The 20,959-nt window shown below is 71.8% G+C and carries 21 protein-coding genes; 15 read left to right on the top strand and 6 right to left on the bottom strand.

Translation table 11 applies throughout. The features are described from left to right. Positions 1-99: 99 nt before the first annotated feature. From ACIBFB_RS15960 to rpsD, 8 genes are all read left to right on the top strand, one after another. On the top strand, positions 100-858 hold the full coding sequence (locus ACIBFB_RS15960; protein ID WP_397230678.1) for a PspA/IM30 family protein: 759 nt from the start codon (positions 100-102) through the stop codon (positions 856-858). After that, positions 855-1,133 carry a hypothetical protein gene (locus ACIBFB_RS15955; RefSeq protein WP_397230676.1) on the top strand — a complete coding sequence of 93 codons (279 nt, stop codon included), beginning with the start codon at positions 855-857 and terminating at the stop codon, positions 1,131-1,133. The genes ACIBFB_RS15960 and ACIBFB_RS15955 overlap by 4 nt, the downstream gene beginning before the upstream one ends. A gap of 200 nt (positions 1,134-1,333) precedes the next feature. Continuing rightward, positions 1,334-2,260: a zinc metalloprotease HtpX gene (gene htpX, locus ACIBFB_RS15950; protein WP_397230674.1), complete on the top strand. Its 927-nt coding sequence runs from the start codon at positions 1,334-1,336 to the stop codon at positions 2,258-2,260. 33 nt (positions 2,261-2,293) lie between these two features. Next, positions 2,294-2,884: a hypothetical protein gene (locus ACIBFB_RS15945; RefSeq protein WP_397230672.1), complete on the top strand. Its 591-nt coding sequence runs from the start codon at positions 2,294-2,296 to the stop codon at positions 2,882-2,884. Between the two features lie 97 nt (positions 2,885-2,981). Then, positions 2,982-4,091: a glycerate kinase gene (locus ACIBFB_RS15940; RefSeq protein ID WP_397230670.1), complete on the top strand. Its 1,110-nt coding sequence runs from the start codon at positions 2,982-2,984 to the stop codon at positions 4,089-4,091. Between the two features lie 286 nt (positions 4,092-4,377). Then, positions 4,378-4,725 carry an iron-sulfur cluster assembly accessory protein gene (locus ACIBFB_RS15935; RefSeq protein ID WP_028649670.1) on the top strand — a complete coding sequence of 116 codons (348 nt, stop codon included), beginning with the start codon at positions 4,378-4,380 and terminating at the stop codon, positions 4,723-4,725. Positions 4,726-4,952: 227 nt separating this feature from the next. After that, positions 4,953-5,924 (top strand): carbohydrate kinase family protein, encoded by a 972-nt coding sequence (locus tag ACIBFB_RS15930; protein WP_397230668.1) that lies wholly within the window; start codon positions 4,953-4,955, stop codon positions 5,922-5,924. Between the two features lie 323 nt (positions 5,925-6,247). Beyond that, entirely contained in the window at positions 6,248-6,859 is a 612-nt protein-coding gene (gene rpsD, locus ACIBFB_RS15925) for a 30S ribosomal protein S4 (RefSeq protein WP_397230666.1), read from the top strand. Positions 6,860-7,060: 201 nt separating this feature from the next. On the opposite strand, the gene ACIBFB_RS15920 is transcribed toward rpsD, so the two are convergent. Further along, positions 7,061-7,309, bottom strand: coding sequence for a sulfurtransferase TusA family protein (locus tag ACIBFB_RS15920; RefSeq protein WP_397230664.1), 249 nt, complete (start codon positions 7,307-7,309; stop codon positions 7,061-7,063). 520 nt (positions 7,310-7,829) lie between these two features. Between ACIBFB_RS15920 and coxB the strand changes: the two genes are divergently transcribed. From coxB to ACIBFB_RS15900, 4 genes are all read left to right on the top strand, one after another. Then, a complete protein-coding gene (coxB, locus tag ACIBFB_RS15915) occupies positions 7,830-8,708 on the top strand; it encodes a cytochrome c oxidase subunit II (RefSeq protein ID WP_397230662.1) in 879 nt (292 codons plus the stop codon). After that, positions 8,705-10,378, top strand: coding sequence for a cytochrome c oxidase subunit I (gene ctaD, locus ACIBFB_RS15910; RefSeq protein ID WP_397230660.1), 1,674 nt, complete (start codon positions 8,705-8,707; stop codon positions 10,376-10,378). Before coxB ends, ctaD begins: the two co-directional genes overlap by 4 nt. 12 nt (positions 10,379-10,390) lie before the next feature. Further along, the gene (locus ACIBFB_RS15905) at positions 10,391-10,816 is read left to right on the top strand and encodes a cytochrome c oxidase subunit 4 (RefSeq protein ID WP_397230658.1); all 426 of its coding nucleotides are present in this window, start codon (positions 10,391-10,393) and stop codon (positions 10,814-10,816) included. A 176-nt stretch (positions 10,817-10,992) separates the two neighbouring features. Beyond that, positions 10,993-12,291, top strand: a complete 1,299-nt coding sequence (locus ACIBFB_RS15900) for an Ig-like domain-containing protein (RefSeq protein ID WP_397230656.1) — start codon at positions 10,993-10,995, stop codon at positions 12,289-12,291. Between the two features lie 7 nt (positions 12,292-12,298). Here the strand turns inward: ACIBFB_RS15900 and ACIBFB_RS15895 are convergent, their stop codons facing one another. The 5 genes from ACIBFB_RS15895 to ACIBFB_RS15875 form a co-directional block, all read right to left on the bottom strand. After that, on the bottom strand, positions 12,299-13,438 hold the full coding sequence (locus ACIBFB_RS15895; RefSeq protein WP_397230654.1) for a glycosyltransferase family 4 protein: 1,140 nt from the start codon (positions 13,436-13,438) through the stop codon (positions 12,299-12,301). A gap of 51 nt (positions 13,439-13,489) precedes the next feature. Further along, a complete protein-coding gene (locus ACIBFB_RS15890; protein WP_397230652.1) occupies positions 13,490-14,536 on the bottom strand; it encodes a C40 family peptidase in 1,047 nt (348 codons plus the stop codon). A 327-nt stretch (positions 14,537-14,863) separates the two neighbouring features. Beyond that, positions 14,864-15,862: an NlpC/P60 family protein gene (locus ACIBFB_RS15885; protein ID WP_397230650.1), complete on the bottom strand. Its 999-nt coding sequence runs from the start codon at positions 15,860-15,862 to the stop codon at positions 14,864-14,866. A gap of 333 nt (positions 15,863-16,195) precedes the next feature. Beyond that, complete coding sequence (locus ACIBFB_RS15880; protein ID WP_397230648.1) at positions 16,196-17,590, bottom strand: NYN domain-containing protein; 1,395 nt, start codon at positions 17,588-17,590, stop codon at positions 16,196-16,198. Continuing rightward, the gene (locus tag ACIBFB_RS15875) at positions 17,587-17,865 is read right to left on the bottom strand and encodes a hypothetical protein (protein ID WP_397230647.1); all 279 of its coding nucleotides are present in this window, start codon (positions 17,863-17,865) and stop codon (positions 17,587-17,589) included. The genes ACIBFB_RS15880 and ACIBFB_RS15875 overlap by 4 nt, the downstream gene beginning before the upstream one ends. 127 nt (positions 17,866-17,992) lie before the next feature. On the opposite strand from ACIBFB_RS15875, the gene ACIBFB_RS15870 reads away from it, so the two are divergent. From ACIBFB_RS15870 to ACIBFB_RS15860, 3 genes are read left to right on the top strand one after another with little or no spacing between them, the layout of a single operon-like run. Next, positions 17,993-19,753 (top strand): DEDD exonuclease domain-containing protein, encoded by a 1,761-nt coding sequence (locus ACIBFB_RS15870; protein WP_397230645.1) that lies wholly within the window; start codon positions 17,993-17,995, stop codon positions 19,751-19,753. Beyond that, positions 19,731-20,495: a rhomboid family intramembrane serine protease gene (locus ACIBFB_RS15865; protein WP_397230643.1), complete on the top strand. Its 765-nt coding sequence runs from the start codon at positions 19,731-19,733 to the stop codon at positions 20,493-20,495. The genes ACIBFB_RS15870 and ACIBFB_RS15865 overlap by 23 nt, the downstream gene beginning before the upstream one ends. 50 nt (positions 20,496-20,545) lie before the next feature. Beyond that, on the top strand, positions 20,546-20,821 hold the full coding sequence (locus tag ACIBFB_RS15860; protein ID WP_397230641.1) for an Lrp/AsnC family transcriptional regulator: 276 nt from the start codon (positions 20,546-20,548) through the stop codon (positions 20,819-20,821). The last annotated feature ends 138 nt before the right edge of the window (positions 20,822-20,959 follow it).

Genomic DNA, 20,959 nt, shown 5'->3' with positions numbered 1-20,959 from the left:
CACAGCTTTATGGCGACCGCGGGCCAGACCGCGTAGGGTTGGGCGAAGCGCCCGCTGGGAACAGCCGATGTACGCACCGAGAAGGGGACGGCCACGCCGATGAGCGTGTTTCAGCGACTTTCGATGATCTTCAAGTCCAAGGCCAACAAGGCCCTGGACTCGGTCGAGGACCCCAGGGAAACCCTCGACTACTCGTACCAGAAGCAGCTTGAGCTCCTACAGAAGGTTCGTCGTGGTGTGGCGGACGTCGCCACCTCCCGCAAGCGCGTCGAGTTGCAGATCCAGCAGCTGGAGCAGCAGTCCGGGAAGCTGGAGAACCAGGGGCGCGCCGCCCTCACCCAGGGCCGGGAGGACCTCGCCCGCGAAGCCCTGACGCGACGCTCCGGTCTGAGCAGCCAGATCGAGAGCCTGCGCGAGCAGCACGCCAACCTCCAGGGCGAGGAGCAAAAGCTCACGATGGCGGCCCAGCGCCTCCAGGCGAAGGTGGACGCCTTCCGCACCCGCAAGGAGACGATCAAGGCGACCTACACCGCCGCCCAGGCCCAGACGCAGATCAGCGAGGCCTTCTCCGGGATCTCGGAGGAGATGGGCGACGTCGGCATGGCGGTGCAGCGTGCCGAGGACAAGACCGCCGAGATGCAGGCCCGCGCGGGCGCCGTCGACGAACTCCTGGCCTCCGGGGCGCTCGACGACGTCACCGGCACCGCCAAGGACGACATCCAGGCCGAACTCGACCGGATGGCCAGCTCCACCGGTGTCGAGGCCGAGCTGGAGCGCATGAAGCTGGAGCTCGGGCAGGGCAACGGCGGCGGTTCCACGCCGCAGATCGAGGGCGGCAGCAACCGGGAGGGCTCATGATCGTCCGCATCATGGGTGAGGGGCAGCTCGACCTCACCGACGCCGACCTCGACGTCCTGAACTCCTTCGACGCCTCGCTGGAGGCGGCGATCGAGTCCGGCGACGAGGACACGTTCCGCGAGGCCCTGCACGACCTGCTGGCCCGGGTGCGTGAGGACGGCAAGCCCCTGCCGCCCGACGCGCTGGAGCCCTCGCAGTTCATCCTCCCGCCCGCCGACGCCACCATGGACGAGGTGCGGGAGATGCTCCAGGACGACGGTCTCATCCCCGGCTAGCCCCACTGCCGGGCACGCCGCCGTCCGTCCAGGCGGGCGGCCCGGACAGCGGACGGAGCGCGCCGACCGCGGCGGCGCGCCCGACGCCAGCGCGCGCGAGTGTGGACCACGGCCGCCGTGACCCCGGGTCACGGCGGCCGTGGTGTGTCTCAAACCCTTTCCGACCTGGGCGAACTAGACTCCGGACCAGGGGGGTCGTCATGGCGGGTTCGAAGTTCAGACCGGACCGGGGGCTCACCACGCGGATGGTGACGACCATGGGCCTGCTCGGCCTGGTCTACGTCGCCTTCGTCGTCGGGTTGGTCCTGGTCGGCATGAGCGTCTGGCTGGTCCTGCTCGTGGTCGGGGGGTTCGCCCTCTTCTCCTACTTCGCCTCCGACCGGATCGCCATGTTCTCCATGGGCGCGCGCGAGGTCGGTCCCGAGCAGGAGCCCGAGCTGCACGCCGTGATCGACCGCCTCTGCGCGATGGCCGACATGGCCAAGCCGCGTGTCGGGGTCGCCGACACCGACGTGCCCAACGCCTTCGCCACCGGGCACAGCGAGAAGAGTTCCGTCGTCTGCGTCACGACCGGGCTCCTCCGGCGTCTGGAGGGCCGGGAACTGGAGGCGGTCCTGGCGCACGAGCTCTCCCATGTCGCGCACCGCGACGTCATGGTGATGACCGTCGCCGGCTTCCTCGGGATCGTCGCGGGCTTCCTCACCCAGGCGGGGCTGCGCTTCGCCGTGTTCAGCGGGGCCGCCGGCGGCCGGAGCAGCAACGGGGGACCGGCGCCCGCGGTGATCGCCCTCCTGGTCGTCCTGGTCAGCGCGGTCGCCTGGGCGCTGAGCTTCCTGCTCACCCGGGCGCTGTCCCGCTACCGCGAGCTGTCGGCGGACCGCTCGGCCGCCTACCTCACCGGACGGCCCTCCGCACTGGGCAGCGCGCTCACCAAGATCACCGGCGACATGGCCCGGATCCCCACCCGCGACCTGCGCCAGGTCGAGCCGTTCAACGCGTTCTTCTTCGCCCCCGCCTTCACCCGCAAGGGCTTCAGCATGAGCCAGCTGGTCGCCACGCACCCTCCGGTGGACCGGCGCCTGGCCCAGCTGGCGGAGATCTCCCGGCAGCTCGGCCAGGGGACCTGACCCACCGCTCCCCGACACGGAGGCGAGACGCCCGTGAAGAGACTCTGGCGTGCGATCCTGGGCCGCACCGCACCCGCCCGACCCGACCTGGACGCGCTGTTCGGCCTGCCCTCGGCCGCGCTGACGCTGCGCGCGGCGGCGGGTTTCTCGCCGACCGGAACCGGTTCGGTGGCCTTCCGCGCCGCGGAGGGCGCCGCCTTCGCGGACCTGGAGCGAGACGTGACCGCCCTGCTCGACGCGGACGAGGGGCCGCCGGTGGAGCAGGTGGCCGACGACTACGGGTACACCTGGCTGGTCGTGCGCGCGGACCCGGAGGCCGCCGAACCCGACGTCTCCGGCCTGGTCACCGACCTGCACGCGGTGAACTCGACGCTGGAGGCGGGTGGCTACGGGCCCTCCCTGCTGTGCTCGCTCGTGGGGTTCAGCGACACCCGCCGCCGTGCGCTGGGTCTGGTGTACCTGTACAAGCGGGGCACCTTCTACCCCTTCGCGCCGCTGGGCGGTCAGCGACGGGACAACGCGCTCGAACTCCAGGTGGAGGCCGCCGTCGGGGCCGACCTGCCGATGGAGCGGGACCGGTCCCGGTGGTTCCCGGTGTACGGGGCGCCGGGGCTCCACCCCTAGCTTCAAGATTTCATTATGCGGAAAATAGAATCCACAAAACGGATAAATTTGGTCTCAAGGTCTGGTGTGGCGGGGCGCTGACCGGCACAATGGCCACGTGCGTATCGTCATCGCCCCAGACAAGTTCGCCGGGACCCTCTCCGCGGTCGAGGCCGCTCAGGCCGTCGCCGACGGGTGGCACCGGACCGACCCCTCCGCCACGACGGAGCTGCTCCCGCTCTCCGACGGAGGCCCGGGCTTCGTGGAGGTCCTGCACGCCGCCCTGGGCGGCAAGGTGCACGAGGCCCAGGTCACGGGCCCCCTGGGCGCGCCCGTCACCGCCGAGTACCTTCTCGACGCCGAGACGGCCACCGCCTACGTGGAGAGCGCCCAGGCGTGCGGGCTCCACCTGGTCCCGTCCGCCGACCGCGACCCCGGCCGCACCACCAGCCACGGCGTGGGCGAGCTCATCGCCCGCGCGGTCGGCGCCGGGGCCCGTACCGTCGTCGTCGGACTGGGCGGCAGTTCCACGAACGACGCCGGGGCGGGCATGCTGGCCGCCCTCGGAGCCGGACCGGCCGACGCGCTCAGCCACGGCGGCGGCCCGCTCGCGGACACCCCCGGGACGCTCGACCTCGAACCGGCCCGCCGGGCCGTGGAGGGGGTCCGTCTCATCGCCGCCACCGACGTGGACAATCCGCTCCTGGGCATCCACGGGGCCAGCGCCGTCTTCGGTCCGCAGAAGGGCGCCGACCCCGACCAGGTCCAGCGCCTGGACGCCGCGCTGACCGCGTTCGCCGACCGGGTCGACCCCACGGGCGAGACCCGTGCGACCCCGGGGGCCGGGGGAGCGGGCGGGCTCGGATTCGGACTGCTGCTGCTCGGCGGCACCGTCGAGTCGGGCGTCCGGCGCGTCCTGGAGGCGGTGCGACTGGCCGACCGCCTCACCGGCGCCGACCTCGTCATCACCGGGGAGGGCTCCTTCGACTCCCAGTCCCTGCGCGGCAAGCTCCCCCACGGCGTGGCGAGCCTGGCCAGCGAACACGGCGTGCCGTGCGTGGTGACCGCGGGCGTGGTCAAGGTCGGCCGCGCCGAGGCCGCCGCGGCCGGGATCACCGAGACCCACGCCCTCGTGGACTCGGCGGGTTCGGTGGAGGCGGCGATGAGCCGCTCGGCCGAGGAACTGCGCTCGATGGCCGCAGCCGTCGCCCGGCGCTGGTCGCGCTGACCCTCGGGGGCGCTCCGCGCCGGAGGCGTCCGCCGAGGGCGGTCACGGGTGGGCGGGCGGCTCAACAACCACTACCCTGGAAACGCACGAGGCCATCGTGCGCGGCCGTGGCCACACCAGCACCAGGGGCCACGGCAGTAGGGAGAACACAGCCGCCGCGCGCCGGAATGCGGCATCGGCCCCGGACGTTGACACCGGAGGAGCGGACCCGCACGGGCGGGCCCGGTCACGTACGCGACCCGGGGTGGCCGGGCAGCCGCGACCCCTTTCCAGAGGAGCTTTACACATGACGGTTCAGAGCGAGGTCACCGAGGGGATCATCCTCACCGACGAGGCGTCCGCCAAGGTCCGGGCGCTCCTGGAGCAGGAGGGCCGGGACGACCTACGCCTGCGTGTCGCCGTTCAGCCCGGTGGCTGCTCGGGGCTGCGCTACCAGCTCTACTTCGACGAGCGCGACCTCGACGGGGACGTGGTCTCCGACTTCGGCGGGGTCGAGGTCGTCACCGACCGGATGAGCTCCCCCTACCTCGTCGGCGCCACCATCGACTTCGTCGACACCATCGAGAAGCAGGGCTTCACCATCGACAACCCCAACGCGACGGGTTCCTGCGCCTGCGGTGACTCCTTCAACTAGGGCCTGTGCCGTGGACGCTGCCCGTCGCAGGGTGAGGACTGCGCCGTAGGCGTCGATACCCGGGGGGAGGGCGGACGCGTCCGCCCTCCCCCCGCCGTGCCGCCATCCGGTCCGCCTCCGTCCGAGAGCGGCGGGCACCTGTATACCCTGGGGCAGTTCGACCGGGCGCTGCCGCGTCCACCTGGTCGACGCCAACCGACGCCTCCCCAGCAAGGAGCCCTCGTCCCGTGCGTATCGCGGTTGCCGGATCCATCGCCACCGATCACCTGATGTCCTTCCAGGGCCGGTTCTCGGAGCAGATCATCCCGGACCAGATCCAGCAGTTGTCCCTCTCCTTCCTCATCGACGAGCTGGACGTGCGACGCGGCGGTGTCGCCGCCAACATCTGCTTCGGCATGGGCGGCTTCGGCCTGAACCCCGTGCTCGTGGGCGCCGCGGGCGCCGACTTCGAGGAGTACCGCTCCTGGCTCGACCGCCACGGCGTCGACACCTCGGCGGTCCACATCTCCGAGCTGCGGCACACCGCCCGTTTCATCTGCACCACCGACCTCGACCAGAACCAGATCGCCTCCTTCTATGCGGGCGCCATGGCCGAGGCCCGCAACATCGAGCTCCAGCCCATCGCCGAGCGCCTCGGCGGCCTCGACCTCGTCCTCATCGGCGCCGACGACCCGGCCGCCATGGTCCGCCACAGCGAGGAGTGCCGCACGCGGTCCATCCCCTTCGCCGCCGACCCCTCCCAGCAGCTCGCCCGCATGGAGGGCCCGCAGGTCCGCTCCCTGATCGAGGGGGCGACCTTCCTGTTCAGCAACGAGTACGAGAAGGCGCTGGCCGAGCAGAAGACCGACTGGTCCGACGAGGAGGTCCTCGACCGGGTCGGCACCCGCGTCACGACCCTGGGCGCCAAGGGCGCGCGGATCGACCGCAGGGGCGAGCCGAGCATCCACGTCCCCTCTGCCGCCGTCGGCGAACTCGTCGATCCCACGGGCATGGGCGACGCCTTCCGCGCCGGGTTCCTGGCCGCGCACTCCTGGGGGCTGTCCCTGGAACGCGCCGCGCAGGTCGGCAACGCCACCGCCGCGCACTGCCTGGAGGCGGACGGCCCCCAGGAGTACGCGCTGACCGCCGCTACGCTGACCGAGCGCCTGGAGCGCTCCTACGGCTCCGACGCGGCCGCCGAGGTCGCCGCGTACGTGTGATCCGCCCCGCCGCCCCGGCCCGACCGCGCGGTTCTGGTCGGGGCGGTGTCCCGGACGCCGTAAAGTAGGTAGTCGCGACCCGCACGACCCGGTACGCCGGGCCGCTGCCCGACGGTCGGCCTTCGCCGACCCGCACGGGGAGCCCCGTGCCCTCCGGTGCGCTGAGACGCGTGCCGGTTCCAGCCCAAGCCGTCAGCGCGGGGTCGCCGCGACGGTGGGAACCCGTCCCGACCGCTCCGGCGGCGGGACTCGGGCGCGTCACGCGCCTCCCAGATCTAGGCCAGCCTTACCTGGGATTCCCTGAATCACTGAAAGGACTACGCATGCGCTACACCGGACCGAAGGTGCGGTTGTCCCGGCGCGCCGGCACCCCGCTGACCCGTAAGGCGGTCAGCTACTTCGAGAAGCGTCCGTACCCGCCCGGCGAGCACGGCCGCCGTGTTCGCCGCAACAGCAGCGACTTCGCCGTTCGTCAGGCGGAGAAGCAGAAGGTGCGCTGGTACTACGACCTGACCGAGAAGCAGCTGGTGCGCGTCTACGAGAACGCGAAGAAGCGCCCGGGCCGCACCGGCGAGGAGATGCTCGCCGAGCTCGAGCTGCGTCTGGCGACGGTCGTGCTCCGCGCCGGCTTCGCCGCCTCGATCTACGCGGCCCGCCAGTTCATCAACCACGGCCACATCACCGTGGACGGCAAGAAGGTCGACATCCCGTCGTACCAGGTCAAGCCGGGCCAGATCATCAGCGTTCGGGACAAGTCCCGCCAGATGGTGCCGTTCATCGAGGCCGCCGAGGGCGTCCACGCCGACGACAAGATCGCCGGATTCCTCGCCGTCAGCCACTCGGACCTGCGCATCGCGGTCGTCGACCGCCCCAAGCGTGAGCAGATCCCGGTGCCCTTCGACGAGCAGCTCGTCGTCGAGTTCTACGCCCGCTAAGGCGTAGGAGCTTCGGGCCCGTGCTCGGCTTCGGCCCGAAGCACGGGCAGGGGTCCCCCGGACCCTGAACTGTGCGGAGGCCGCGCGGACCCTCGTCGTCCGCGCGGCCTCCGGCGCGTCCGCGCCGTGGTGTGCACCGGCCGCCGGGCCCGGCGGAGTCCACATCGTTACCGCAACGCAACCGGAACCCCGACTGGCCTTTCAGTACCGGCGGCGGATGTGATAAGCGCTACCCCGGGTCAGAGGCTCCTCCACCACGAAGTCGTGCATCTTCATCCGGCACCAGGCGGGGATGTCCGCCTGGGCGGCGGGATCGTCCGCGGTGACGGCGATGACGGCGCCGATCGGCACCTCGTGCAGGCGCTGGGCGAGCATGAGGATCGGGATCGGGCACTTGCGGCCGACCGCCTCCACGGTCACCAGAGGCCGCTGGTTCGGATACTCGGGCACGGTCACCCCCAGGTGTCGTCGTCCTGTGTCCCAATCTTGACCCGCTCCTCCTGCTAAGGCGAACCCGGTTAAGGGTGTCGTAAACCCAGCGATACGCTCGCCTTGGTCCCGCCTCGCGCACCGCCCGCCGGTCACGGCGAACGGTCGCGGACGGGGGCCCGGGGGGACGCCGGGCCGCGCTCCGTAGCCAGCCGGGAGGGCATCCCTCCGCGGGCGAACGGGTCCGGCTCCGTGTGCCGCCGCGCGTCCGGCAGGGCCTGTTCGGCAACACGCTGACCAGGTCAGGCCATGAACAGGGCGCTGGACGGTTCGCGATAATGTTCCCCCTGACAAGCTTTGGATACTTAGGCCGCCCGCGGACGATCCGCGGGCTTCACCGCTGGGAAGGCAATCCGTGAGTCCGACCCGCCAAGAGAATCGGCGCTCCAAGACGCGCCGATGGGCACCACGCGGCGCCGCGCTCGCCGTGCTGGGGCTGGCCGCGACCGGCTGCGCGTCGAACGATCTCACTCGTTTGGGCATGCCGGAGCCGATCACCGAGCAGGCGGAGCGGGTTCTCTCGCTCTGGCAGGGCTCCTGGGTGGCGGCGTTCGCGGTCGGCATTCTCGTGTGGGGACTGATCATCTGGTCGGTCATCTTCCACCGCAAGCGCTCTGAGCAGTTGCCGCCGCAGGTGCGGTACAACATGCCCATCGAAGCGCTCTACACCATCCTGCCGATCGTCGTCATCTCGGTGCTCTTCTACTTCACCGCGCGCGACCAGGCCTACCTGCTGGAGACCGAGGAGCCCGCCGACGTCAACGTCGAGGTCGTGGCCTTCCAGTGGGCCTGGCAGTTCAACTACCTGGACGACACCCTGGAGAACGGCGGCCAGACGCAGTTCTCCACGGTCGGCACCCCCGACCCGGGCGGCAGCGCCGGCCGTGACTCGCAGCCGACCCTCGTCCTCCCCGAGAACTCGATCGTCCACTTCGACCTCCGTTCCCCCGACGTCATCCACTCCTTCTGGATCCCGGCCTTCGGGTTCAAGATGGACGTCATCCCCGGTCGTGAGAACGCCTTCCAGGTGAACGTCAACGAGGGCACCGCCGGCGACTACGTCGGTCGCTGCGCCGAGCTGTGCGGCACCGACCACACCCGCATGCTGTTCAACGTCGAGGTCCTCCCCCAGGACGAGTACGAGCAGTGGGTCGCCGAGCAGGAGGCCGCCGCGGCCGAGGAGAACGCCGCGCTGGAGGAGGCCGCGACCCAGGCCGAGGCCGCGAACGCCGAGGAGGCCGCGGCGGACGCCGGGGCCGGGACCGAGACCGAGGCGACCGACGACGGTGAAGAGGCCCGGGTGGAGGACACCGAGGGCGACACCGGTGCGGACGACGCCGAGGAGAATGACGAGTCATGACCACGCCAGTGAGTAACGCGCGAGCCGCCGAGGAGGCGCCGTCGCGCAAGGGGTCGATCATCGTCAACTGGATGACGTCGACCGACCACAAGGTCATCGGGTACATGTACCTGGTCACCTCGTTCGCGTTCTTCCTCTTCGGCGGCATCCTGGCCCTGCTGATGCGGGCCGAGCTGCTTCTCCCGGGCATGCAGCTCATGTCCAACGAGGAGTTCAACCAGCTGTTCACGATGCACGGCACGATCATGCTGCTGCTGTTCGCGACCCCGCTGTTCGTCGGGTTCTCGAACATCATCATGCCGTTGCAGATCGGCGCGCCCGACGTGGCGTTCCCGAGGATGAACCTGTTCGGGTACTACCTGTTCCTGTTCGGCGGCCTCATCGTCGTCAGCGGGTTCCTCACCCCCGGCGGCGCGGCCAGCTTCGGCTGGTTCGCCTACACGCCGCTGTCCGACGCGGTCCGCTCGCCCGGCCTGGGCGGCGACCTGTGGATCATGGGCCTGGCGGTGTCCGGTCTGGGGACCATCCTCTCGGCGGTCAACTTCATCACGACCGGCCTGTGCATGCGCGCCCCAGGCATGACGATGTTCCGCATGTCGATCTTCTCCTGGAACACGATGCTCACCAGCGTGCTGGTGCTCATCGCCTTCCCGGTCCTGACCGCGGCCCTGATCGCCCTGGGCGCCGACCGCATGGTCGGCACGCAGGTCTTCAACTCCGAGCACGGCGGCGCCATCCTCTGGCAGCACCTGTTCTGGTTCTTCGGCCACCCCGAGGTGTACATCATCGCCCTGCCGTTCTTCGGCATCGCGACGGAGATCCTGCCGGTGTTCAGCCGCAAGCCGATCTTCGGTTACAAGAGCCTCGTGGGCGCGACCATCGCCATCGCCGGCCTGTCCGTGACCGTGTGGGCGCACCACATGTTCCCGACCGGTGCGGTGCTGCTGCCGTTCTTCTCGTTCATGACCTTCCTCATCGCGGTCCCGACCGGTGTGAAGTTCTTCAACTGGATCGGCACGATGTGGCGCGGGCAGCTCAGCTTCGAGACGCCCATGCTGTTCACCATCGGCTTCATGGTCACCTTCCTCTTCGGCGGCCTGACCGGTGTGCTGCTGGCCTCCCCGCCGATCGACTTCCACGTCACCGACTCCTACTTCGTGGTGGCGCACTTCCACTACGTCGTGTTCGGCACCGTGGTCTTCGCGATGTTCGCGGGCTTCTACTTCTGGTGGCCCAAGTTCACCGGGCGGATGCTCAACGAGCGGCTCGGCAAGATCCACTTCTGGCTGCTGTTCCTGGGCTTCCACGGCACGTTCCTCGTGCAGCACTGGCTCGGCGCGATGGGCTTCCCCCGCCGCTACGCCGACTACCTGCCCGACGACGGCTTCACCCAGCTGAACCAGATCTCGTCGGTCTCGTCGTTCGTGCTCGGCGCCTCGACGCTGCTGTTCTTCTGGAACGTCTACGTCACCGCGAAGAAGGCGCCGAAGGTGACCGTCGACGACCCGTGGGGACACGGCTGCTCCCTGGAGTGGGCGACGTCCTGCCCGCCGCCGCGACACAACTTCACGTCGCTGCCGCGGATCCGGTCCGAGCGTCCGGCGTTCGACCTGAACCACCCGCACGCCGCGGCCCCGGGCGCCGTCCCGGTGGGCGTCACGAAGGAGTAGGGCGAACACATCATGAAGATGCAGGCCTATCTGTTCATGGGCGTTTCGACCTTCTTCGGTCTGGCCGCCCTGCTGTACATGTACTGGTCGTACCAGGACACCGGCGCCATCGAGTGGACGGGCTCCACCGCCCTGGTGGTGTCCGTCGGCTTCGGATGGATGATCGGCTTCTGGCTCTGGCAGGCGGCGCGCCGCAGCGAGCACTTCCACGGGCTTCCCGCGGAGGAGCGGCTGGACGGCGAGATCTCCGAGAGCGCCGGCGAGTACGGGTTCTTCAGCCCGCACAGCTGGTGGCCGCTCTTCGTCGCGCTGGCCGTCGCCTTCATGGCGGTGGGCGTGGCGATCGGCTGGTGGATGGTGTTCATCGGCGCCCTGGGCGTCACCCTCACCTCGATCGGCTGGGTCTTCGAGTACTACCGCAAGGAGTTCCAGCACTGATGTCCTGACCCGCCCGGATGATGGCTTTCTGTATCGAAGTCGTCACTCGGGGTAGGATGTGAAGGTCGCCGCCCCGGTGGCCGGAGGGTTCCGTGTCAGCGGAGTCCGACCGGCCGCCGGGGTTCGCCATGTGCGGCGGCCCGGCGGCGACGCATCCGGACGCGGGAGGTCCTGGCGTGAGGGGTTGGGTATCGCGGTCGGCGTCGCGCCGACCGCTGGCGGGAGCAGCGGCGGCCGTCCTCGTGGCGACGGCCTGCACCATCGGAGGCGGGGACGGCACGGGGTCCGGCGGGGGAGGCGGCCCGAGCGTCACCGTGACCCCCGCGCCCGGCGCGGTCGCGGTCGCGCCCAACACCCCGGTGCGGGTGTCGGTCGAGGACGGGGCGATCACCGACGTGCGGATCGAGCAGGTCGCCCACGAGGACCTGGCCGGGGCCGCGGACCAGAGCTCCGGCGGTCCGGACGGAGGCGCCGCCCAGGGCAGGCTGAGCGAGGACCGGACGTCCTGGGTGAGCGACTGGAACCTGCGCCCGGGCGCCTCCGTGCGCGTCTACGCCACGGCCGAGGACGGCACGGGACGGGAGACCGAGGTGGTCTCGCAGTTCGCCACGGCGGACGTCGACGAGGAGCACCGGCTCGAACTGGCCGCCAACTTCCCCCGGACCGGCGACGTCGTGGGCGTGGGCATGCCCGTGGTCGTCGCCTTCGACCGGCCCGTGCGGTACAAGCGGCAGGTGGAGAACTCCATGGAGGTCACCTCCGAGGAGGTCACCGAGGGCGCCTGGAACTGGGTCGACGACGAGACCGCCGTGTTCCGCCCCCGCGAGTACTGGGAACCGCGCCAGCGGGTCACCGTCGACCTGCGGCTGACCGGAGTGGAGGCCGCCGACGGCGTGTACGGCACGAGCGACCGGAGGATCGAGTTCGAGGTCGGCCGGGAGCTGGTCGCCACGATGCACGTGCCCGACCACCGCATGGAGGTGGCGATCGACGGGGAGACCGTGCGCACGATCCCGGTGAGCAACGGCAAGGGGCTGCGCCGCTTCAACACCACGACCTCCGGGATCCACCTGACCATGGAGAAGTACGCGACCCTGGTCATGGACTCGGCGACCGTGGGCATTCCGCGGGGGGCGCCCGGCTACTACCGGCTCGACGTCGACTGGGCGGTGCGCACGTCCAACAGCGGCGAGTTCACCCACGCGGCGCCGTGGAACCTCGGCAACCTGGGCCGGGCCAACGCCTCCAACGGCTGTACGAACATGTCGGTCCCCGACGCCCGGTGGTTCTACGAGACGTCCCTGATGGGCGACGTCCTGGTGACCACCGGAACCTCGCGTGAACTGGAGTGGGACAACGGCTGGGGCTTCTACCAGCGTCCGTGGGAGGAGTGGCTGGAGCACAGCGTCACCGGCGAGCCCCAGGCGACCGACGGCTCCGGAACGCCCGGCTCCGTCCACGGTGACGATCTGTAGGGACGGCTCAGGGCGCCTCCAACAGGCCGTCCAGGCGCTCGGAGACCCGGTCCCAGGTCCACTCCCGGGAGACCCACTCCCTGCCGCGCGCGCCCATCTGGGAGGCCAGCCCGGGATCGCGCAGCAGGCGGACGAGCGCCCGGGCGGTGGGCCCGGGAAGGGAGCCGTCGACCACGTACCCGGTCTCGTCCGCCAGGACCGCGTCCGGGGCGCCGCCCGAGTCCCCGGCGACCACCGGCAGCCCCGTGGCCGACGCCTCCAGGTAGACGATGCCGAGCCCCTCCACGTCCAGGCCGCCGCGCCGTGTGCGGCACGGCATCGCGAACACGTCGCCCGCGTCGTAGTGAGCGGGCAGCTCCTCGGGGGCGACGGGGCCCGTGAGGACCACCGAGTCCGTGCCTCGCGCCGCCGAGCGCAACCGGTCGGCGTCGGGCCCGTCCCCGACGATGAGCAGCGCCGCGTCGGGGACGTCGGCCAGGACGCGGGGCCAGGCGCGCAGCAGCGTGTCCTGGCCCTTGCGCCGCACCAGCCGTGAGACGCACACGACCACGGGCCGTCCGCCCAGTCCGTGCCGCGCGCGCACCCGCGTGCCGCCCGCGCCAGGGCGGAACCGGTCGGGGTCCACGCCTGGGGCGAGGCGGCGCATGCGGTCCGCGGCCCGCGCGGACAGGGCCCGGGCCAGCCGGCGGCGGGTGAACTCGCCCAGGTAGGTGACGGTGTCGGTGGTGTCCCCGATCCGCCGGAGCGCCTCGCGGGCGCCGGGCAGCGCCGACCAGCCGGTCTCGTGGCCGTGGGTGAGCGCCACCTGGCGGCGCACGGCGCCGTGGTCGCGCAGGGAGTCGGCGACCAGACCGAGCGGGGCCGCCGCGCCGTACAGGACCGCCTCGCACCCTTCCAGGTCGGCGATGGCCCGCGCCCGTGCCGCCACGCGGGGGGTCGGCAGGAGGACGCGGGCGGTGTCGCGCACGACGGGGAAGGGCTGGCGCAGGTCGAAGCCCGGGTCGGCGGCGGCGTCCCGGGGCGCGGGGGAGGAGCAGTACACGACGACCGATCCCTCCGGGCGGCGCAGGGCCAGCTCGTGCACGAAGGACTCGATGCCCCCGGAGCGCGGCGGGAAGTCGTTGGTGATGATCAGCGTTCGCGGCACGGACGCGAGTCTAGGGCCCGCACCCGGTCCGTGCCGCGCGAACGCCCCGCGCTACGGGCGGACGGCGGTGTAGAAGTTCTGCCGGTAGTAGCTGTTGAGGGTCACGGTGCCGATCGGCTTGCTCGACGTCGAGGCGTGCACCATCACGTTGTCCCCCGCGTACAGGCCGACGTGGCTCGGGCTGGACCCGTAGAAGAACATCAGGTCGCCGGGCCGCATGTTGTCCCACGACACCCGGGTGCCCGCGTTGACCTGGTCGTAGGTGGTACGGGGCAGGCTCACGCCCGCGGCGGCCCACGCGGCCTGGGTCAGACCGGAGCAGTCGTACCCGCCCGGGCCGGTTCCGCCCCAGACGTAGGGCTTGCCGATCTGGTTGTAGGCGAACTGGAGGGCGACCTGGGCGTCGCCGGAGGCCGGTCCGGTGTAGGCGGTGCCGCCGCCCCCGGACGAACCGGTGCTGCCACCGCCTCCGCCCGAGGTCGTGCCCCCGTCGCTGTTGGCGACGTTCTCGGTGGCCTGGGCGCGCTCCTCGGCGGTGAGCTCCTCCAGGAGCGCCTCCTGCTCGGCGATGGCCTCCTCGGCCTCCCCGGTGGCCTGTTCCGCATCCTCCAGCGCCTCGGCGGCCTCCTCCTCGGCCGCGCTGGCCTCGGCCTCCAGCGACTCCAGGTACTCCACTTCCTCGACGTAGCGGTCGAGGTCCCGGTCGTTCTGCTCGGAGAGGTAGGCCAGGTCCGCCTCGTGCGCCAGGACCTCCTCGGGGCCGCTGGCGCCGAAGAGCTGGGCGGGGGAGGTGAGGTCGACGCCGGTGTAGGCGAGGTTGGCCAGGGCGCGCACACTGGCGCCCAGGTCGTCGACCGCGTCGCGGGAATCGTCCAGGCTGGTCGTGATCTCGTTGAGGCGCTCCTCGGCGGCCTCGTGCGCCTCCTGGGCCTCGTTGTACTCGGCGTTGAGCCGGCTGAACTCCTCCTCCAGGGACTCGATCTCCTCGCGGACCTCGTCGGCGGTCGGCTCGGCGAGGGCCGCGGAGGGGGCGAGGAGGGCGCCGACGGCGAGGGAGGCGATGACCGCTACGCGGCGGCCACGACGGGATCCAGACACGATGGGGTTACACCTTTCTCCCCTCGATCGGGTCTGCCAGGGGAATCAAGGGGCTGCACCGGGTGGGTCTCGGGCGGCCGACGACGTCGGCCGAAACGGTGTGGGGGTGTGCCCAACCCGGGCGCGGCCGTCACCACCAGGGGGGTGGTGAAGAGGAGCGACCACGCTCGGCGATGAACACTAGTGCATTCGTTGCTCCGCTCTCAACTGTTTCGTTACCTTTGGCCCAAGCGCGCGGACTGTCCGAAATTCCCTTCGCGGAACGGCGTGAGGGCCGCCACCCGGATGACCGGGGGCGGCCCTCACGGACGCCTGGGGAGTGCGCGGCTACGGGCGGACGGCGAACTCGAACTGGCCGGCCCAGTAGGCGGCCAGGCCCACGACCTCGATGTTGCGGCCGGTGCGCGGGGCGTGCACCATCTGGCCGTTGCCCGCGTAGAGCCCGTCATGGCCCTGGCCGCTGAAGAACATGATGTCGCCCGGCTGGAGCGCGCCCATGTCGTAGATGCGCTGGCCCGCGTTGGCCTGGTCGTAGGTGGTGCGGGGCAGGTTGACGCCACCCGCGCGCCACGCCGCCTGCACCAGGCCGGAGCAGTCGTAGCCGTTGGGGCCGGTGCCGCCGTAGATGTAGGGCTTGCCGACCTGGGCGTAGGCGAAGTCGAGCGCCGCCCCGGCGCTGCCGGACGCGCTTCCGGTGTAGGAGGCGCCCGCCGTGTCGTCGGCGCCCTCGGCGGAGGCGTCGGCCGAGGGGAACTGCGCCAGCAGCTCCTCCTGCTCGGTGATGGCCTCCTCGACCTCCTCCCGCGCCTCGTCGGCCTCCTGCAGCCGCTCGTCGGCCTCCTCCAGGGCCTGCTCGGCCTCGTCCCGGAGGGAGAACAGGCGCTGCTCGGACTCGCCGAACTCGTTCAGCTGCGCGAGCTGCTGCTCGGACAGGTAGTTCAGGTCGGCGTTCTGCTCCAGGAGGCCCTCGGGCCCCTCCGAGGTCAGGATGCTCGCCGTGGAGTCCAGATCGCCCGACTGGTAGGTGGCGCTGGCGAACCGCTGGACCTGCTCGCGCAGCTCGTTGTAGCGGTCCTCCTCGTTGCCGACCTGCTCGTCCAGCTCCTCGAACTGGGTCTTGGCGGTCTCGTAGTCCTCCTCGGCCTCGTTGAAGGCCTGGACCGCGGTGTCGGCCTCCTGATTGAGCTCCTCGATGCGGTCCTCGACCTCCTCCTGGGTCGGCTCCGCGTACGCGGTTCCGGGGGAGATCAGGGTTCCGGCGACGACCACGCCGAGTCCGGTCGTCGTGAGTCGGCGAGCCGTACGCCGACCACCGGGGTTCTTCATGGCGGTCCACGCTCCTAAAGTGAGGGACTTCCGCACGGGGGTGCTGGAGGAGACAACGGGGAGGCCGTCCGCGTGGGGCGCGGACGCGCGCGAGTCGGGGGATCCGGCCGGGACCGCGGACACAGGTGTCGCGTTCTATCCGGTAGAGCACTCACGCTCCTGGAAGAACCTAGCGGACGGACCTGCGCCCCTCAACCACGAACCCCACGGAACACGCGACCGCCCGCGCGGCCACACGGGTCGCACGGGCGGCGTTCGTCCAGGCAGGCACATCCGCACGGGTTGTGGTCACGAATAGGTAACGAACCTGTGTGCGCGGGGATCCCACCGGCCTCAACCGTGTCCCTCCAGTCGGCGCAGGAAGATCGTCGACGGCACCGCCCGCGCGCCGACCGAGCGCACGGCGGTGACGATCTCCCGGTCCGAGGTCACGACGGCGATCGGCCGTCCCGGGGGTTCGGCCCGCACCAGCCGCACGATCAGCTCGTCGGCGGTCTGCCCGGGCGCGCTGAACAGCACCCGCATCCGGCGCGGCTGGGCGATGACCGGCGGTGTGTCGACGTCGGCCCCGTCGAACACGCACGTGATCTCCGCCTTCGTCCGACTCGCCAGACCCTCCAGAGAGGCGAGCAGCCGGGTGCGCTGGTCGGCCAGGGGCAGCGTGCCGTAACCGGTCTTGGTGACGTTGTAGCCGTCCACCAGAAGGTGCACGCGCGGAACGGTGAGCAGGTGCTCCAGCAGTCCCGGGTCGTCGTCGGGCAGACCGCCCAACGGCACCCGGCGCTGCTCCCGCGCGGCCTCGGCGACGTGGTCGGCGGGGCTGGCCAGGGACGTGGGAAGGGCCAGTTCGCGGCGCAGCCCGTGCGAGGCCTCCACGAGCACGTCCAGCAGCACGCGCAGCCGCGCCTCGTCGGCGTTGCGCCCGGCGCGCACCGCGCGCCGGGCGCTCTCGACCTGCGCCTCGACCTCGGCCAACCGGGACCGCAGCCGTCGGTTCTCCGACTCCAGCGCGCTGACCTGAGTCGCCGACTCGCTCTCCCGGTCCGCGGTCTCGGCCAGTGCGCGCTCGGCGCCGGCCGTGGCCTCCTTGGCGCGCTGGCGCTCGGTGTGCACCTTGCGCCGGAGCTCGGAGATCTCGGCGCGCTGCTCCCGGACCTGGCCGCGCAGGCGCTCCAGATCGGCCTGGTGGCCACGCCTGACCTCCTCCAGCTGGCGGCGCGCCGCGTCGAGCGCCCCGGCCGCCTCGTCGGCCTCCTTGGCGCTGCTCTGGCGCTCCAACTCCGTGTGGACGCCCTCGATGATCTCCGCCCACCCGGGCGGCCGGAGCAGGTAGGCGCAGGCCGCCACCGCCACGGGGTCGGCGGCGGGCGGCACGACGCCGGAGCGCAGCCCCTCGGCCAGCTCGGGCCAGACCTGGTCCACCCGCGCGGCCACGCGCTCGCGGAACGCGCCGTCCGTCTCCAGCTGGGCGGCGATCTGCGGTCCGGCGAGCCGGGCACGGCGGCGCGGTTCGAACTTGGCCACCCGTCGCAGCAACGGCGGCAGTTCGGTCGCGGGCATGCCGCCCAGAACGTCGGACCCGTACTCGACCACCCGTGCGCGTACCTGCTCCGGCAGAGGACGCCGCAGCCGTTCGTCCTCGGAGTCCTCCCGCGCGTCACCGGCCGTCTCGGCGTCAGGGCCGAGCGGCTCGTCGGAGTCGCCGCCCGCCTCCGGGCGGGCGCTCATGCCCGACCCGTCGTGCTCTCAGCCGAGGAGTCGGAGACCGACTCGGCGTCAGGGCGGGCGACGATCTCCACGCTGTCCGTCGCGCCGCACCACCGGCACCGGACACGCTCCACCGTCTCGGCGAGCACGGACCGCTCCTCGACCAGGCCCCGGCCGGCCAGGTCCTGGTGGACGAAGTCCTCGGAACGGACCGTGCGGGTCACGTCGAAGCGCGTGAGGTTGCCGCACCCGGTGCACCGCCAACGTTCATTGTCACCCGGCATCGCGATCCCCACGGTTTCCTCCTCTGGTCGACTCGGGACGCATGGACACTTCCGCCCCTTCACCCTCATCTTTCCATGTCGGGCAGGTCAGGCCGTATTCGTCGGCGGTTCGGTCGGCGGCTGCGACTACCCTGACCGCGTGGCTCCACAGTCCGCGGCGTCGACCGGCGTCCAAACCAGCATCGTCGACCTCGGCACCCCGCTGGCCGCGACGACGTTCGTCGTGGTGGACCTGGAGACCACCGGGACGAGCGCCACACGGTCCCGCATCACCGAGATCGGCGCGGTCCGGGCGCGCGGAGGCCGGGTGGTCGACGAGTTCTCCGCCCTGGTCGACCCCGGCGTCCTCATCCCGGCCAACGTCACCCTCCTGACCGGTATCACCCAGTCCATGGTCGCCACGGCCCCTCCGCTGGAGGAGGTCCTGCCCGACCTGCTGGCACTGCTCACCGCCGACCCCGACACCGTGTTCGTCGCGCACAACGCGGCCTTCGACACCGCCTTCCTCAGGGCCGCCTGCGAACGGCTGGGCGAGCCCTGGCCCGACGTCCCGGTGGTGGACACCCTGCGCCTGGCCCGCGCCGTGCTCGACCGGGGCCAGGTCCGCAACCACCGGCTCGGCACGCTCGCCGCCCACCTCGGCGTGGCCGCCACCCCCACCCACCGCGCCCTGGACGACGCCCGCGCCACCGTCGGCGTCCTGCACGGACTCATCGACCGCCTCGCCCCCGCCGGGGTGCAGAGCCTGGAGGAGCTGCGCGCGGTCGCCAAGCCGGCCAGCCGCGCCCAGCGGGCCCGCCGCCACCTGGCCGAGGACCTGCCCGAGGAGCCCGGCGTGTACGTGTTCACCGACGCGCGCGGTGCCACGCTCTACGTCGGCAAGAGCGTCAACCTGCGCCGCCGCGTGCGCTCGTACTTCACCGCCGCCGAGAACCGCCAGCGCATCCGCGAGATGGCCGCGCTCGTGGAGGGCGTCACCCCGATCGTCTGCACCACCGAACTGGAGGCCTCGGTCCGGGAGCTGCGGATGATCGCCGAGCGCAAGCCGCCCTACAACCGCAGGTCCCGCAACCCCGAACGCGCCTTCTGGGTCAAGCTCACCACCGACGCCTACCCCCGCCTGTCGGTGGTGCGCGCGGTCCGCGACGACGGCGCCCCCCTCCTCGGCCCCTACGCGTCGGCCAAGGAGGCCGAACGGGCCAGGGAGGCGCTCCTCCACGCGTTCCCGCTGCGCCAGTGCACCCACGCCTTCACCCCCGTGCCCGGATCGCGGCCGGTCGCCTCCCGGGCGGGCGACGGCCTGGTCGACCCCTGCGTGCTCGCCCAGCTCGGCCGGTGCGGCGCCCCCTGCGACGGGACCGAGACGCACGCCGACTACGCGGTCCACGCCGCGTCCGCGCGCGCCGCCATGACCGGTGACCCCGCGCCCGTGGTCACCGCGCACACCGATCGCATCGCCGAGCTCTCCGCCGACCTGCGCTACGAGGACGCGGCGACCCTCCGCGACCGGCTCGTCGCCTTCCTGCGCGGGGCCCGGCGCGCCCAGCGCCTGTCCGCGATCGCCGCCGTCGCGCACCTGGTCGCCTCGCGTCCCGGCGGCACCGGCTGGGAGACCGTCGTCGTCCGCCACGGGCGACTGGCCGCCAGCGCCGTCCTGCGCCCCGGCACCGACCCGGCGGCCTTCCTGGCGTCCCTCACCGCCACGGCCGAGCGCGTTCCCGCGGGTTCGGGACCCACGCCACGCGCGACCGCCGAGGAGACCGAACTGATCCTGGACTGGCTCGCCCACCCCGGGACCCGGCTGGTCGAGATCGAGGGCGAGTGGACGTGCCCCCTGCGCGGCGCGGAGGCCCACGCCGGGATGACACACTGGGCGCATGGCCGCGCTTCCGCTCAATGACGACTACCCGGTCCGCCGCGCCCCCGTGGTCACCTACACGCTGATCGCGGTGAACGTCCTCGTCTACCTGGCGTCTCCGCTGGCGATGACCGCCGTCTGGTACCCGGCCGAGCTCGCCGACCGGTTCTGCGCCATCGACGGCTACTACATGCGCTGGGGCGCGGTCCCCGACGAGATGCTCGGCCGCACCGACCTGGCGCCCCCGATGACCCCCGAGTGCGGCGCCGTCGAGGGCAAGTCCGTCTGGCTGTCGGTGTTCAGCTCCATGTTCGTGCACGGAGGCGCCGCCCACCTGATGGGCAACATGGTCTACCTGTTCGTGCTCGGCCCGGTGGTCGAGGACCGGATCGGCCGTCTCCGCTTCCTCGTCCTGTACCTGGTCACCGGGCTCGCGGCGGCCTACGGGCACGCGCTGGCCGAGAGCGACGGCGTCATCCCCATGGTCGGGGCCTCCGGGGCGATCTCCGGGGTGCTCGGCGCCTACCTCGTCGTGCAGTTCCGGAGCAAGGTCACCACGCTGGTGTTCGGGGCCATCCCGATGCGCCTGCCCGGGTGGGCCCTGGTGGGCAGCTACTTCGCCCTTCAGTATCTTCTCTACGTCACCACGTCCACCACCCCGGGAAGCGGGTCCAACGTCGCCTACGCCGCGCACGTGTACGGGTTCCTCGCCGGAGTGGTCGCGGGACTGGTGGTCTACCGGCTGCGATGGCGCTCCGGGACGCGGCTCTCCGACGTCTACTAGCGGTGCGCCCGCGCCCAACCCGTTCAGCGCCGATCCGCCATGGAGGCACCGTGATCACCGCGATCGTCATGATCAAGGCCGACGTCCACCGCATCCCCGAGGTCGCCGAGGCGATCGCCGACATCGACGGCGTCAGCGAGGTCTACTCGGTCACCGGCGGCGTCGACCTCATCGCCATGGTGCGGGTCCGCCGCCACGAGGACCTGGCCGAGGTCATTCCCGGCCGGGTGAACAAGGTGCCTGGCGTGACCTCCTCCGACACCCATATCTCCTTCCAGACCTACTCCAAGCACGACCTGGAGTCGGCCTTCGCCCTGGGCTGGTAGGCCGCGGACGACGACGGGGGGGGGGGGGGGGGGGGGGGGCGCGGGGGGGGGCCCGGGGGCGGGGGGGGGGGGGGCCGGCGCGCCCGCGCCGGCGGGGGCGGCCCCCCCCCGCGGCGCCGCGCCCCACCCGCCCCGCCG

Source organism: Nocardiopsis sp. NPDC050513, from assembly GCF_044457925.1.
Taxonomy (GTDB): Bacteria; Actinomycetota; Actinomycetes; order Streptosporangiales; family Streptosporangiaceae; genus Nocardiopsis.
This window is presented reverse-complemented; position numbering and strand designations above follow the sequence as displayed.

What these genes read in the sequence shown, in the direction of transcription:
- ACIBFB_RS15960 (WP_397230678.1), top strand. Translation starts at nt 100, where the DNA reads ATGAGCGTGTTTCAGCGACTTTCGATGATCTTCAAGTCCAAGGCCAAC.
- ACIBFB_RS15955 (WP_397230676.1), top strand. Translation starts at nt 855, where the DNA reads ATGATCGTCCGCATCATGGGTGAGGGGCAGCTCGACCTCACCGACGCC.
- htpX (WP_397230674.1), top strand. Translation starts at nt 1,334, where the DNA reads ATGGCGGGTTCGAAGTTCAGACCGGACCGGGGGCTCACCACGCGGATG.
- ACIBFB_RS15935 (WP_028649670.1), top strand. Translation starts at nt 4,378, where the DNA reads ATGACGGTTCAGAGCGAGGTCACCGAGGGGATCATCCTCACCGACGAG.
- rpsD (WP_397230666.1), top strand. Translation starts at nt 6,248, where the DNA reads ATGCGCTACACCGGACCGAAGGTGCGGTTGTCCCGGCGCGCCGGCACC.
- coxB (WP_397230662.1), top strand. Translation starts at nt 7,830, where the DNA reads ATGCCGGAGCCGATCACCGAGCAGGCGGAGCGGGTTCTCTCGCTCTGG.
- ctaD (WP_397230660.1), top strand. Translation starts at nt 8,705, where the DNA reads ATGACCACGCCAGTGAGTAACGCGCGAGCCGCCGAGGAGGCGCCGTCG.
- ACIBFB_RS15905 (WP_397230658.1), top strand. Translation starts at nt 10,391, where the DNA reads ATGAAGATGCAGGCCTATCTGTTCATGGGCGTTTCGACCTTCTTCGGT.
- ACIBFB_RS15885 (WP_397230650.1), bottom strand. Translation starts at nt 15,862, where the DNA reads ATGAAGAACCCCGGTGGTCGGCGTACGGCTCGCCGACTCACGACGACC.
- ACIBFB_RS15880 (WP_397230648.1), bottom strand. Translation starts at nt 17,590, where the DNA reads ATGAGCGCCCGCCCGGAGGCGGGCGGCGACTCCGACGAGCCGCTCGGC.
- ACIBFB_RS15865 (WP_397230643.1), top strand. Translation starts at nt 19,731, where the DNA reads ATGGCCGCGCTTCCGCTCAATGACGACTACCCGGTCCGCCGCGCCCCC.